Source organism: Falcatimonas sp. MSJ-15, from assembly GCF_018918265.1.
Lineage (GTDB): Bacteria > Bacillota > Clostridia > Lachnospirales > Lachnospiraceae > Falcatimonas.
The window spans coordinates 273,670-287,878 of sequence record NZ_JAHLQC010000001.1; the positions used below are offsets into that span (position 1 = coordinate 273,670).

A 14,209-nucleotide genomic window follows, 5' to 3' on the forward strand; every position below is an offset into this window, starting at 1 on the left:
AGAAGATAGTATATTAACAGAGGTAATACAATGAATGCATATTTAGATAATTCAGCAACAACAAAAGTATATGATTCAGTAAAAGATGTAATGGTAAAGGTTATGCTTGAAGACTATGGTAATCCTTCATCATTACATATGAAAGGCCTTGAGGCTGAGAATTATGTAAAAGACGCAGTTAAGACAATTGCAAAGAGTTTAAAAGCAACAGAAAAAGAGATTATATTTACATCAGGAGGAACAGAATCTAACAATATGGCACTTATAGGTGGTGCTATGGCTAATAAAAGACGAGGCAATCATATTATTACAACAGCTATAGAACACGCATCAGTAGCTAATCCTGTAAAATATCTTGAAGAAGAAGGATTTAGAGTAACATACCTGCCGGTTGATCATAATGGAATTGTTGATCTTGATGCTTTAAAGGAAGCATTATGCGAAGAGACGATTATCGTATCTATAATGTATGTTAATAATGAGATAGGTGCAGTTGAACCGATTGAAGAGATAGGTAAGATTGTAAAAGAATATAATCCTGCTATTTTATACCATGTTGATGCTATCCAGGCGTATGGTAAATATAATATAGTTCCTAAAAAAGCGAATATAGATCTGTTGTCAGTAAGCAGTCATAAGATACATGGCCCAAAAGGAGTAGGATTCCTATATATGAGAGAAAAATCAAAAGTAAGACCTATAATACTTGGTGGTGGACAGCAAAGAGCGATGCGTTCAGGAACAGAGAATGTCCCTGGAATAGCAGGAATGGCACAGGCAGTTAAAGAGATATATACAGATTTTGATAGCAAGATAGACAGAATGTATAGTATTCGTGAAGCTTTTATAGAAGGTGTCAAAGATATAGAAGGTGTTACAATTAATGGTAAGACAGATAGAAGTAATGCCCCACATATTGTAAGTGTGAGCTTTGAAGGAATAAGAAGTGAAGTTCTTCTTCATTCACTTGAAGATAAGAATATATATGTATCAGCCGGATCAGCATGTTCATCTAATAAGCCATCAATAAGTGCGACACTTAAGAGCATAGGAATTGACAATGGACTTCTTGATTCCACAATTAGATTTAGTTTTAGTACTATGACAACGATGGAAGAGATTGAATATGCAATAGAAGAACTTAAGAATATAGTTCCTGTGCTTAGAAGATACAGAGCAAGATAATGATAATATAGCGATTTAGTAACGGTATAAGACCAAGAAAACCAAATGATAAATAAAATTTAGGAAAGGAAAAGCTATTTTGATGATGTAACCTAATCTAATTATTAAAGTGAATTTGTAGACATATGCTGATAGTTTAATCGGAAATATACGATTGTGGCGAATCATCGGGCATATACATTTGTATATGTTTTTAGCAGCGAAAAATGATGTTTAAAGCATTTTTAATTAAGTATGGCGAGATTGGTATAAAAGGTAAAAACAGATACCTTTTTGAAGATGCGCTTATGAATCAGATACGTTTTTCTTTAAAAAATGTTGATGGTACATTTGAAGTAACAAAAGAACAAGGAAGAATCTATGTAGAAGCTAAGAGCGAGTTTGAATATGATGAAGTTCTTGAAGCATTAAAGAGAGTATTTGGTATTGTAGAGATATGTCCTATGGTACAGGTTGAGAGTACAGATTTTGAAGGAATATCAGCAGCAGTACTTGACTACATTGATAAGACATATAAAGACAAAAACTTTACATTTAAGGTTGATGCAAGAAGAGCAGACAAGAAGTTCCCTATGAATTCAATGGATATTAATATGGAGATGGGACATAGAATTCTTGAAAAATTCCCAGAGATGAAAGTTGATGTGCATACACCAGATGTATATTTTCATATTGAGATAAGAAATATGGTTAATATATATTCTCAGAAGATACCAGGCCCAGGCGGAATGCCAGTTGGAACTAATGGCAAAGCTATGCTTCTTCTCTCAGGTGGTATTGACAGTCCGGTAGCAGGATATATGATAGCAAAACGTGGTGTTAAGATAGATGCAACATATTTTCATGCTCCACCATATACAAGTGAGAGAGCAAAACAGAAAGTTATAGATCTTGCAAAACAGGTTGCAAAATATTCAGGACCAATCAATCTGCATGTTGTTAATTTTACTGATATACAGTTATATATATATGACAAATGTCCTCATGATGAACTTACAATTATTATGAGAAGATATATGATGAAGATAGCAGAACACTTTGCAAAAGAAGGTGGTTCATTAGGACTCATTACCGGAGAGAGTATTGGTCAGGTAGCAAGCCAGACTATGCATTCGCTTGCATGTACTAATGAAGTATGTACAATGCCAGTATTCAGACCGGTTATAGGCTTTGATAAACAGGAGATTATTGATATTGCAGAGAAGATAGGAACATTTGAGACATCGATACTTCCATTCGAGGACTGCTGTACAATATTTGTTGCAAAGCATCCTGTAACAAAACCTAACATCAATGTTATAAAACGTTCGGAACAGAATCTTGAAGAAAAAATTGATGAATTAATGAAAATAGCAATTGAGACAACAGAAGTTATTGAATGTTACTAATAATAAAAAATGAGCCGGATATACAATTAGATTGAATATCCGGCCCATAAAAAATTAGATTAAATATGGAGCAAGAACGCTTAAAATTTCATCTACGTTATCTGCATGAATATTTAAATCGATTGGTTTAGATAAATCTAAACTGAAAATACCCATAATTGATTTTGCATCGATTACATATCTACCAGATACTAAATCGAAATCAACATCAAACTTAGTGATGTCATTAACAAATGCCTTAACTTTGTCAATTGAGTTTAAAGAAATCTTTACTGTCTTCATGTGGAAAACCCTCCTTATTTTGTTTAATGCATATACTATGTATGCAAACTTATTTTTGTAAATAAGATGTCAAAACATCTACTAATATAGTACAGTTTTACAATTACGATGTCAATATACAATATAAATAAAATTGGTAATGCAAGGTGTATAAAATGATGAATTTCTGAGAACAGAAAGACTATAATTTAAATATAATATAGATTATTTTATACAAGTATTGTTGAATACTGAAAGGAGAAAAATATAATGATAAAAGCAGCATTACATACACTTGGCTGCAAAGTTAATGCTTATGAAACAGAAGCTATGGAACAGAAGCTTGCAGCTAATGGATATACAATTGTTCCTTTTGATGAAGTCGCAGATGTGTATATAATCAATACATGCACAGTAACTAATATTGCCGACAGAAAATCAAGACAGATGCTTCATAAAGCTAAAAAAATGAATGAAAATGCGATAGTTGTTGCAGTTGGATGTTATGTTCAGGCAGCACATGATACTCTTGTAGAGGATCCGTATGTAGATATAGTTGTTGGTAATAATAAAAAAGGTGATATTGTCACAATTATTGATGAATATATGAAAGATCATAATAATAAAGAATCTGTTATCGATATAGGCAAAGAACATGATTTTGAAAAACTTGAGATAGACAGAGTCAATGAGCATACACGAGCTTATATAAAAGTACAGGATGGATGTAATCAGTTCTGTTCATACTGTATAATACCTTATGCAAGAGGAAGAGTAAGAAGTCGTAATATAGATGACGTATGTAGTGAAGTAACAACACTTGTCAACAATGGATATAAAGAGATTGTTCTTACAGGAATACATCTTAGTTCTTATGGTATCGATTTTGAAGAAGGAAGCAAAGAAACTCTTCTTAGCCTTATAGTACGACTCAATGATATTGAAGGACTTAAGAGAATAAGACTTGGTTCATTAGAGCCAAGAGTAATAACAGAAGAATTCGCACAGACACTTAGTTCGCTAGACAAGATATGTCCACATTTTCATCTGTCACTTCAAAGTGGATGCGATGCGACTCTTAAGCGTATGAATAGAAAATATCTGGCAGAAGAGTTTTATGAAAAATGTATTCTGTTACGTAAATATTTCAAGAATCCGGCACTTACAACTGATGTGATAGTAGGTTTTCCGGGAGAGACAGAAGAAGAATTTGCAATAACAGAAGAATTCCTACGTAAAGTTCGATTCTATGAGATGCATGTGTTCAAATATTCTAAGAGACAAGGAACTGTTGCAGCAACTATGAAAGACCAGGTTGATGAGCAGATAAAAACAAAAAGAAGTCAAATTCTCATTAAGATGGATGAAGAATTGTCCGAAGAATATAGAGAAAGTGTGCTTGGAAATATAGAAGAAGTTTTGCTCGAAGAAGAGATAGACATAGATGGAATGAGATATATGATAGGTCATACAAAGACATATATTAAAGTTGTAGTTCCAATGTCAGAAGAACTAAGATCAAACATGATAATATCATGTAAAATGGATAAAATCATGGATGGTGGATTAATTCTTGGACTTAATTAATTATTTCCTTGCCGAAAGCATTAAATTATATTAAAATAGAAGTACATACAGGAGAGGACGTGAATTATTATGCAGGATATTAAGAACACTCAATATTTTAAGGTTGAACAGGATAATTCAATTTCAGTGGCGGATATATTGGACAAAGTATACAAAGCACTAGTAGAAAAAGGATATAATCCGGTTAATCAGATTATTGGTTATGTTATGTCTGGTGATCCAACTTATATTACAAGTCACAATAATGCCAGAAGCTTAATTATGAAAGTTGAACGTGATGAGTTATTAGAAGAAATCCTTAAGTACTATATTAAGAATAAACAGTTATAATATACATAAGGTTATTTAGAGAACTACCATACAGTTCACTAGATTCTGCTTATGATATACGCATTATAGTAAGCCAAAGTCTGCCTTATGGCATGACCTTGGCAGTTACTGCGTTAAGGCACGAACTTAGAGAATAAGTTAAGACTCTTACTACAAGATTAATAAAATGTCCCAGGAGGAATTAATGATATGCGAGTTATGGGATTAGATTACGGCACAAGAACTGTTGGTGTTGCTATTAGTGATGCCCTGAAGATAACAGCCCAGGGAATTGAGACCATAGAGAGAAAAGAAGAAAACAAACTTCGCAAGACGTTGCAAAGAATTGAAGCATTAATAAAAGAATATGAAGTAGATACAATAGTTCTTGGATATCCTAAGAATATGAATGATACTGTCGGAGAGAGAGCTGAGAGAAGTCTTGAGTTTAAAGAGATGCTTGAGAGAAGAACAGGTCTTACTGTTGTTATGTGGGATGAACGTCTTACTACTGTAGCTGCTGATAAAGTTCTTATGGAATGTGACGTTAGACGAGAGAATAGAAAAGCTTATGTTGACAGAATTGCTGCTGTATTCATATTACAGGGATATCTTGATATGATAAGCATGAATAGTTAATAGATACAGGTATATTATGTAATCATATACTTTAATGGAATATATGATATATATAATATTTAATAATAAAAATAGTATTTTTAGAATAGAATTAGAATAGAAAAGGAATTAGCAAGTATGGAAAAGATACAATTTGTTACAGAAGACAATGAAAATGTAGAATTTTATGTTATAGAAGAGACAAAGATAAATGGAATGAACTATCTTCTTGTTACAGACAGTGAAGAAGATGACGATGAAGAAGCTGCTGCATATATTTTAAAAGATTTATCATCAGATGATGATGAAGAAGCAGTTTATGAATTCGTTGAAGATGATGATGAGATAGAATATGTTTCTAAGATTTTTTCAGAGATCTTAGATGATATAGATATAGAATTATAAATATAATGATGTGACCCGGGTGGTGTTAAGATGGCAATTGATGAAGGACAGTTTAAAAAGTTATTAAAAGAAAAGGGACTCAAGGTGACTAACCAAAGAGTAATGGTTCTGCGAGTGTTATCAGAACATCCAGGAGCACATATGACTACAGAACAGATATATGACCTTGTTAAAAGTGAATATCCAGAGATAGGACTAACTACAGTTTACAGAATATTACAATTACTTTTAGAACTCGGACTTATAGATAAAGTTAATCTTGATGACGGATATATGCGTTATGAGATTGGAAGTAATAGTGGTGATAGGGAAAAACACCATCACCACCATTTAGTATGCGTGGAATGTGGTAAAGTTATGTCTTTTAATGATGATATGTTAGACCGTTTGGAAGATAAGATAGATAAGACAATGGATTTTGAAGTTATAGATCATGAAGTGAAATTCTATGGTTATTGTAGTCAGTGTAGAAAAAGGGTTACACATTAGTTTAATATTTTAATTGACTAGTGGAGGTGCAATTTTTTTGAAAAACGAAATTAATGACAAAAAAGTAAAGATCATTCCTTTGGGTGGTCTAGAGCAGATTGGAATGAATATGACTGCCTTCGAATATGAAGACAGTATAATTGTAGTAGACTGTGGTCTTTCATTCCCAGATGATGATATGTTAGGAATAGATCTTGTAATTCCTGATATAACATATCTAAAAGAGAATGAAGACAAAGTCAAGGGTATAGTTATAACACATGGACATGAAGATCATATAGGTGCAATACCTTATGTGTTAAAAGAACTCAATGCTCCATTATATGCTACTAAGCTTACAATGGGTATTATTGATACAAAATTAAAAGAACATAATCTTTTAAAGCAGACAAAGAGAAAAGTAATTAAATATGGTCAATCAATCAATCTTGGATGTTTTAGAATTGAATTCATAAGAACTAATCATTCAATTGCTGATGCAGCTGCACTTGCTATATTTACACCAGCAGGAATAATAGTTCATACAGGCGATTTCAAAGTTGATTATACACCAGTATTTGGAGCACCAATTGATCTTCAGAGATTTGGCGAACTAGGTAAAAAAGGAGTACTTGCATTAATGTGCGATAGTACTAATGTAATGCGACCTGGTTTTACAATGTCAGAGAGAACAGTAGGTAAGACATTTGATAATATATTTAGCGATAATAGAAATAGTAGAATTATAGTTGCAACATTCGCATCTAATGTTGACAGAGTTCAGCAGATTATTAATTCAGCATGCAAATATGGAAGAAAAGTTGTTGTTGAAGGACGAAGCATGGTCAATATTATCAATGTTGCAAGTGAGTTAGGATATATTAACATTCCTGATGGTACATTGATAGATATTGAGAATATGAAGAATTATCCGGATGAGCAGATGGTTCTTATTACAACAGGAAGTCAGGGCGAATCAATGGCAGCATTATCAAGAATGGCGGCATCAATACACAGAAAAGTGTCAATAAAGCCAGGTGATGTTGTAATATTCAGTTCAACACCAATTCCTGGTAATGAAAAGTCAGTTTCAAAAGTAATTAATGAATTATCAATGAAAGGTGCAAAAGTTATATTCCAGGATACTCATGTATCAGGACATGCATGTCAGGAAGAGATAAAATTAATATATTCATTAACAAAACCACAGTATGCAATACCTGCACATGGTGAATATAGACATCTTATGTGCCATGCAGAACTTGCAGAGAGTATGGGAATACCAAGAGATAATATATTCCTTCTCTCATCGGGAGATGTACTCGAACTTGGTGAAACAGGTGGAAAAGTAGTAGAGCATGTAACATCAGGTGGAATCTTTGTAGATGGCCTTGGCGTTGGTGATGTTGGAAATATTGTATTACGAGATAGACAGAATCTCTCTGAAAATGGTATAATAATTGTAGTATTAACATTGGAGAAGTATAGCAATCAACTTTTAGCAGGACCAGATATAGTATCAAGAGGTTTTGTATATGTAAGAGAGTCAGAGAATCTTATGGAAGAAGCAAGACAGGTTGTTGATGATGCAGTTAACAGTTGTCTTATGAAGAATATTACAGACTGGAGTAAGTTAAAGACTGTGATAAAAGACAGCTTAAGCGAATTCCTGTGGAAGAAGATGAAACGTAGTCCAATGATATTACCAATAATAATGGAGGTATAACATAACTGTTGTACACTAAAGATTGGATAGTGATAATATGAGCAGAGTTGATGATTTGGCAGTTGAGCTTGCAACTGCCATTCAGGAAAGTGATGAGTATAAACAGTATCTAAGATGTAGAAGTGAACTTATGCAGGATGAAGAACTGTTTAGAAAAGTTAATGAGTACAGAAGAAACAATTTTTATTTGCAGAATCAGAGTAACAATCCAAGACTTGTGGAGGATGTTGAAGCTTTTCATGCGCAGAATGCAGAACTTACAGCTAATATACTTGTTAATAAATATCTTCTTGCAGAGATGGCACTTTGCAGAATGATAAAACAGGTTGAAAGAACACTGATTGAGAATGTTGAACTGGATCTGGATTTTTTAGACTAATTAATTAATGCCGGAGGATTTTTTGACATGAATATTAAGAAAGTGTTGTTGACAATAATAAGTATATCATTAAAGATGATATGTATTGCTATTGCAATCATGGCAATATATACAGTTGGAATTAAGGCATATGATTTTGGAGTTAAACTTTTTGCAGAGACATCTGTTGATGAAGTACCGGGAACAGATGTAAGAATCACAATATCTGAAGGTATGACATCAGGTGATATAGCAGATGAACTTGCAAAAAAAGGTGTAATAGAGAGTGCGTTGGCATTTAAAGTAAAAGCGAAACTTATCAAGTTCGATAAGCATATAGCTGTTGGAACGTATACTCTTAATACATCAATGAAGATGTCGGATATAATGGATATAATCGAAGAGAAATATGAAGAAGAATCATCAATTCAGGCTGTGGAAGATGCTTCTAGAAAAAGCGAGGAGTTAAATGCGACTACAGCAGTACAGTCTGATGACAGTACAGAGGAAACAACAATTGCAGAATGAGGAATAGGATATGATAGTAAATGATAGAATTGTAGCATATATTAATTCACTTGATAATGGTAACAGTGATATTTGTAATTCTATTGAAAAACAGGCAAGAGCTGACAATATTCCTATTATTAGAAAAGAGATGGGGAGTCTGCTGAAAGTCTTATTAAGACTGAAACAGCCAAAGAGAATTCTTGAGGTTGGAACAGCAGTAGGCTACTCATCTATTCTTATGAGTGAGAATATGCCAAAAGGTTGCACGATTACTACAATAGAAAAGTATGAAAAAAGAATACCTGTTGCAAAGAGTAATTTTGAACTTGCAGGTGTAACAGATAAGATAACACTTATAGAAGGTGATGCAATAGAAGAGATGCAGAAACTTGAAGGTGAATATGATTTTATATTTATGGATGCAGCAAAAGGACAGTATATCAATTTTTTACCTGAAGTAATGCGCTTATTATCTGTTGGAGGACTTCTTATATCAGATAATGTATTGCAGGAAGGTGATATTGTTGAGTCGAGATATGCTGTTGTAAGACGTAATCGTACGATTCATACAAGAATGAGAGATTATCTATATACACTAACACATATGGAAGAACTAGAGACAAGTATAGTTCCTATAGGTGATGGAATAACTCTTAGTGTAAGAGTGAAGTGATATATTAGATATAAAACTATTATAATTGAAGATCAATATATACTAAATGTAAAGTTAAAATATGATAATTGATAGGAAATATTAATGTAATTATCTGGAAGTTAGGAATTTTGAAAGGAAGAAAGAATAATGAGACATCCTGAATTATTAATACCAGCAAGCAGTCTGGAAGTACTTAAAGTAGCTGTAATATATGGAGCAGATGCTGTATATATAGGTGGAGAAGTATTTGGGCTTAGAGCAAATGCAAAAAATTTTTCACTAGAAGATATGAAAGAAGGTATACAGTTTGCACATGAACATGGTGTAAAAGTATATGTAACAGCTAATATTCTGGCACATAATGGAGATCTTGAAGGAGCAAGACAGTATTTTAGGGAACTTAAGGATGTAGCTCCAGATGCTCTTATAATATCAGATCCGGGAATGTTCACTATAGCAAGAGAAGAATTACCTGATATGGAATTGCATATTAGTACACAGGCCAATAATACTAACTATGCTACATATAATTTTTGGTATAAACAGGGAGCTAAGAGAGTTGTATCTGCGAGAGAATTATCACTTGAAGAGATAAAAGAGATAAGACATAATATTCCGGATGATCTTGAGATAGAGACATTCATTCATGGAGCTATGTGTATATCATATTCAGGAAGATGCCTTCTTAGTAATTATTTTACAGGACGTGATGCCAATCAGGGAGCATGCACACATCCTTGCAGATGGAAATATGCAGTAATGGAAGAATCAAGACCGGGTGAATATCTTCCAGTATACGAGAATGAGAGAGGAACTTATATATTCAATTCAAAAGATCTGTGTATGATTGAATATATACCAGAGATATTAGCGTCAGGTATAGATAGTCTTAAGATAGAAGGACGAATGAAGACAGCATTGTACGTTGCTACGGTTGCTAGAACTTACAGAATGGCTATTGATGATTGCAAGAAGAGTGAAGAATATTATAGAAGCAGAATTGACTTTTATAAAGAAGAGATTGCAAAATGTACATATAGACAGTTTACAACAGGCTTCTTCTTTGGTAAACCAACAAGTGAGACACAGATATATGATTCTAACACATATAATAAGAATTATACATATCTTGGAATTGCCGGTGAACGAAATGAATGGGGTTACAGACTTGAACAGCGTAATAAGTTCTCAGTAGGTGAAGAAGTTGAGATTATGAAGCCTGATGGAAGAAATATAACAACTGTTGTTAAGTCAATTCGTGATGAAGAAGGAATAACTCAGGAATCAGCACCACATCCAAAACAGGTAATATATGTAGATTTTGGTATGGAACTTGATAAGTTTGATATTATAAGAAGACGTGAAGAAGCGTAATATTAATTAGTATAGTTAATATGGAATAATAGAGAATATAAGCTGTAGTATAATAATAGCATAAAGAATAATAGCATAAAGAATAATAGCATCAAAGTCGGGGCGTTTGCCCCCGACATCTAGTATATAATATAAATATAACAATATTAAAATTAAATTAATAAAGTATAAAATAATGTGTATGGACTGACGATAAATAATTGAGTAGATTATTATAGCAGTAGTGACTGCAAGAAATGGAGGATAACAGTATGTTTATAAAAAAACAGGAAACACAGTTTGATAACAATATTCCACCATTGCCACCACATCATGTTCCATGCGCAGAGATTGAAAAGCCGGCAAAGGTGCCTTTTGCACAGAAAGCAGCAGTATTCGCAGCGGCATTCTTAGGAGCATTCCTTGGATTATGTGCAGCAATTCTTGTACAGAGAAGAGAAGCAGGCGAGTAAATACAAAATAGTATATAATAATGCACAATGACATACATAATATTATAACAGAATGATAATGCACAATGACATATATAATTTATACAGAATGATAATGCACAATGGCATATATAATTTATAACAGAATAATATTATACAAGGACAGAGTATATAAGAATACCATGATTAGTGAACATCTGACAGACATATTGATATGTATCATATAGATATTAAGCAGGAATGTAGGTGTAGAGGTTCATTAATCGTGGTATTTTTTTATTATTGAAGATAATAGTAACATAAGTTAAGATAAGGCATATTATATAGTAAGATTATATTTGAAAAGTAGGAGTGTTTTTTGAAGACTTTTCCAAAGCCCCTTACTAGAGCAGAGGAAATGCATTATCTCAGGAGTTTTAAAAAAGGAGATATTGAGGCAAAAAGAATACTCATAGAGAAAAATATGAGGCTTGTTGCACATATAGTTAAAAAATATTCCTACCCCGAGGATCAATTTGAAGACCTGATTCAGACTGGAACCATAGGGCTTATAAAGGCAGTCAATTCTTTTGATTGTGATAAAGGTAACCGCTTTGCAACTTATGCAGCAAAGTGTATAGAGAATGAGATACTTATGTATTTTCGTAATAACAAAAAGCGATCAAGAGATGTATCAATATATGGTCCGATTGGTATTGATAAAGAAGGCAATGAGATTAATCTGTTAGATGTATTTGAGACTTTTGATGATGATATTATAGAAAAATTAGAAGAAGCTAATACACTTAACAGATTAGGAGAATTGATGAATAGGGTTCTTACAGATAGAGAGAAGACGATACTTGAGATGAGATATGGACTTGGTGGATATGAAGAGATAACACAGCGTGAAACAGCAGCAAAGCTTGGAATATCACGTAGTTATGTCAGCAGAATAGAGAAAAAAGCAATAGCAAAACTTTCTAAAGGGATACTCAAATAAAACTCTGATTTGAAATGATGACAATAAAACTGTAAAATGATGAAAATAAACATTGAATTAGTAGAAAATACTGAAAAAATGTTGTAATATAAAATCCAGATAAAGTAAGAAATTAAAAAAACAAAAGCTATGGATGGTTGCGAAACTTATATTATTGGAGTCATTTAAAAGTTTTGCGATTAATTATAGACAACTAAGGAAAAGGAAAACAAAGGTGTATAATTATGAAAATATCATTGGATAAGAAAAAGAACAGAGAATTGATTCTTACTGGAAATATTGTTACAGCAATATTAGTGCTTGCAATACCTGTAGTTCTTAACAGCTTTATTCAGACAATGTATAATCTTACAGATACATTTTGGCTTGGCAAACTTGGTAAGACATCTCTTGCAGCGATAACTCTGGTATCACCGGTTCAGAATATTGTAGTGAATTTTGGTCAGGGAATTACAACAGCAGGAGCGATACTTATAGCACAGTATCTTGGCTCTGGCGATATGAAGAATACATGTAGAATGGCAAATCAGATATTTGTATGTTCAATGCTATTCTCGGTAGTATGTGCTTCAATATGTTGTGTGGCAACACCGGCATTACTTATATGGCTTGGGGCATCAGGTGAAGTATTTGACAAAGGAAAAGCATATCTTCAGATAGTTATTCTTGATATGCCATTTTTATTTATGATTAATCTGTTCACAGCAGTTAATCAGGCACAGGGAGATACTGTAAGACCAATGCTCCTTAATCTGGTTGGTGTAATTATTAATATAATACTTGATCCACTTTTTATAATGGTATTTGAATGGGGCGTTCATGGAGCTGCATCAGCTACTCTTTTATCAAAAGTACCTTGTGCGCTTATAGCATTTTTATCTCTTATTAAGAAAAGTAACCCTGTGAATATCAATCTTAAGGGATTTAGATTTGAAAGAGAAAAACTTATGTCAATAATAAAAATCGGTCTGCCAACTGCAATTGGTGGCAGTACAATGCAGTTTGGATTTTTGCTTATGACTAAGAATGTGTTGAAGTATGGAGATACAGCTGTAAGTGCATACGGAATAGGAAATAAGATTAATGGTCTTATAACATTGCCATCTAATGCAATGGGTTCAGCGGTTTCGACAATTGTAGCACAGAATATTGGAGCAAAGCAAAAAGAAAGAGCAAGAAAAGCATATCGTATAGCGATGGTGATATCGGTTGTATTTTTATTTGTATGTGGAATGATATTATCAAGACCTGTAGTGTCAACAGCATTTGTTAAAGTGTTCGCACATGAGGATGATGTAATAGTGCTTGCATCTGAATTCCTAAGTATAATGGCATTCTGGTGTTTTACTAATGGTATATATAATTCGACATCAGGTCTGTTTAATGGCTCAGGTCATACAATGGTTACTATGATTGTTGATGCTTCAAGAATATGGATATTCAGATTTGTTACACTGTTTTTCTGTGAGAAGATACTTAATATGGGAGTTCAGAGTATATGGTATTCAGTAGTTGTAAGTAATGGAATATCAGCATTGATTCTCTTTGCTATATACAAGACAGATCTTTGGAGAAAAGATGTAGTCAAAATTAAATAAAAAGCATAATCGAAGTTATGTAAAAGAAGTTATCAAAAATAAATAAAAAGGCATAATCGAAGTTATGTAAAAGAAGTGATCAAAAACAAATAAAGAATAGTTATAATTAAATAAAATGAATAATTGAAATTACATAAGAAAAGTGATTATAACTAGAAAAAAGGGTTTGTCACATTGAGAAAAATCGGTTCTAAACTTTACCTGGGGGTAGAGTTTAGAACCTTTCATTTTTATAAAAAAAGATAGGCATAAACAATCCCATAAGTTATAATTAAATCACCACAAAATAATCAACAAAGGAGAATGCTTATGCCTAATACTAATTTTATATCAAATCTTCTAGAAATTAAAGAC

Annotated in this window: 16 protein-coding genes; 15 read left to right on the forward strand and 1 reads right to left on the reverse strand. The window is 32.8% G+C overall.

Annotated elements, in window-relative coordinates:
* Positions 1–30 precede the first annotated feature (30 nt).
* Positions 31–1,185 carry a cysteine desulfurase family protein gene (locus KQI85_RS01005; protein ID WP_216574174.1) on the forward strand — a complete coding sequence of 385 codons (1,155 nt, stop codon included), beginning with the start codon at positions 31–33 and terminating at the stop codon, positions 1,183–1,185.
* Between the two features lie 206 nt (positions 1,186–1,391).
* Positions 1,392–2,573 (forward strand): tRNA uracil 4-sulfurtransferase ThiI, encoded by a 1,182-nt coding sequence (gene thiI / locus KQI85_RS01010; protein ID WP_216574175.1) that lies wholly within the window; start codon positions 1,392–1,394, stop codon positions 2,571–2,573.
* Between the two features lie 54 nt (positions 2,574–2,627).
* Here the strand turns inward: thiI and KQI85_RS01015 are convergent, their stop codons facing one another.
* Positions 2,628–2,855 carry an HPr family phosphocarrier protein gene (locus tag KQI85_RS01015; protein WP_216574176.1) on the reverse strand — a complete coding sequence of 76 codons (228 nt, stop codon included), beginning with the start codon at positions 2,853–2,855 and terminating at the stop codon, positions 2,628–2,630.
* Between the two features lie 249 nt (positions 2,856–3,104).
* Between KQI85_RS01015 and mtaB the strand changes: the two genes are divergently transcribed.
* The 13 genes from mtaB to KQI85_RS01080 all read left to right on the forward strand — a co-directional run bounded on the left by mtaB (position 3,105) and on the right by KQI85_RS01080 (position 13,855).
* A complete protein-coding gene (gene mtaB, locus KQI85_RS01020) occupies positions 3,105–4,421 on the forward strand; it encodes a tRNA (N(6)-L-threonylcarbamoyladenosine(37)-C(2))-methylthiotransferase MtaB (RefSeq protein WP_216574177.1) in 1,317 nt (438 codons plus the stop codon).
* A 69-nt stretch (positions 4,422–4,490) separates the two neighbouring features.
* Positions 4,491–4,751: an IreB family regulatory phosphoprotein gene (locus KQI85_RS01025; RefSeq protein ID WP_216574178.1), complete on the forward strand. Its 261-nt coding sequence runs from the start codon at positions 4,491–4,493 to the stop codon at positions 4,749–4,751.
* Between the two features lie 189 nt (positions 4,752–4,940).
* Positions 4,941–5,369 (forward strand): Holliday junction resolvase RuvX, encoded by a 429-nt coding sequence (gene ruvX / locus KQI85_RS01030; protein WP_216574179.1) that lies wholly within the window; start codon positions 4,941–4,943, stop codon positions 5,367–5,369.
* A gap of 117 nt (positions 5,370–5,486) precedes the next feature.
* The gene (locus KQI85_RS01035; RefSeq protein WP_216574180.1) at positions 5,487–5,753 is read left to right on the forward strand and encodes a DUF1292 domain-containing protein; all 267 of its coding nucleotides are present in this window, start codon (positions 5,487–5,489) and stop codon (positions 5,751–5,753) included.
* Between the two features lie 30 nt (positions 5,754–5,783).
* Complete coding sequence (locus tag KQI85_RS01040; protein ID WP_216574181.1) at positions 5,784–6,242, forward strand: Fur family transcriptional regulator; 459 nt, start codon at positions 5,784–5,786, stop codon at positions 6,240–6,242.
* A 37-nt stretch (positions 6,243–6,279) separates the two neighbouring features.
* Positions 6,280–7,947: a ribonuclease J gene (locus tag KQI85_RS01045; protein WP_216574182.1), complete on the forward strand. Its 1,668-nt coding sequence runs from the start codon at positions 6,280–6,282 to the stop codon at positions 7,945–7,947.
* Positions 7,948–7,984: 37 nt separating this feature from the next.
* Complete coding sequence (locus KQI85_RS01050; protein ID WP_216574183.1) at positions 7,985–8,326, forward strand: YlbF family regulator; 342 nt, start codon at positions 7,985–7,987, stop codon at positions 8,324–8,326.
* 27 nt (positions 8,327–8,353) lie between these two features.
* A complete protein-coding gene (locus KQI85_RS01055; RefSeq protein WP_216574184.1) occupies positions 8,354–8,833 on the forward strand; it encodes an endolytic transglycosylase MltG in 480 nt (159 codons plus the stop codon).
* Between the two features lie 10 nt (positions 8,834–8,843).
* The gene (locus KQI85_RS01060; RefSeq protein WP_216574185.1) at positions 8,844–9,488 is read left to right on the forward strand and encodes an O-methyltransferase; all 645 of its coding nucleotides are present in this window, start codon (positions 8,844–8,846) and stop codon (positions 9,486–9,488) included.
* A 129-nt stretch (positions 9,489–9,617) separates the two neighbouring features.
* Positions 9,618–10,844 carry a U32 family peptidase gene (locus tag KQI85_RS01065; protein ID WP_216574186.1) on the forward strand — a complete coding sequence of 409 codons (1,227 nt, stop codon included), beginning with the start codon at positions 9,618–9,620 and terminating at the stop codon, positions 10,842–10,844.
* Between the two features lie 251 nt (positions 10,845–11,095).
* A complete protein-coding gene (locus KQI85_RS01070) occupies positions 11,096–11,296 on the forward strand; it encodes a hypothetical protein (protein WP_216574187.1) in 201 nt (66 codons plus the stop codon).
* Between the two features lie 376 nt (positions 11,297–11,672).
* Positions 11,673–12,257, forward strand: a complete 585-nt coding sequence (gene sigK, locus KQI85_RS01075) for an RNA polymerase sporulation sigma factor SigK (protein ID WP_371820506.1) — start codon at positions 11,673–11,675, stop codon at positions 12,255–12,257.
* Between the two features lie 224 nt (positions 12,258–12,481).
* A complete protein-coding gene (locus KQI85_RS01080; protein ID WP_216574189.1) occupies positions 12,482–13,855 on the forward strand; it encodes an MATE family efflux transporter in 1,374 nt (457 codons plus the stop codon).
* Positions 13,856–14,209 lie beyond the last annotated feature (354 nt).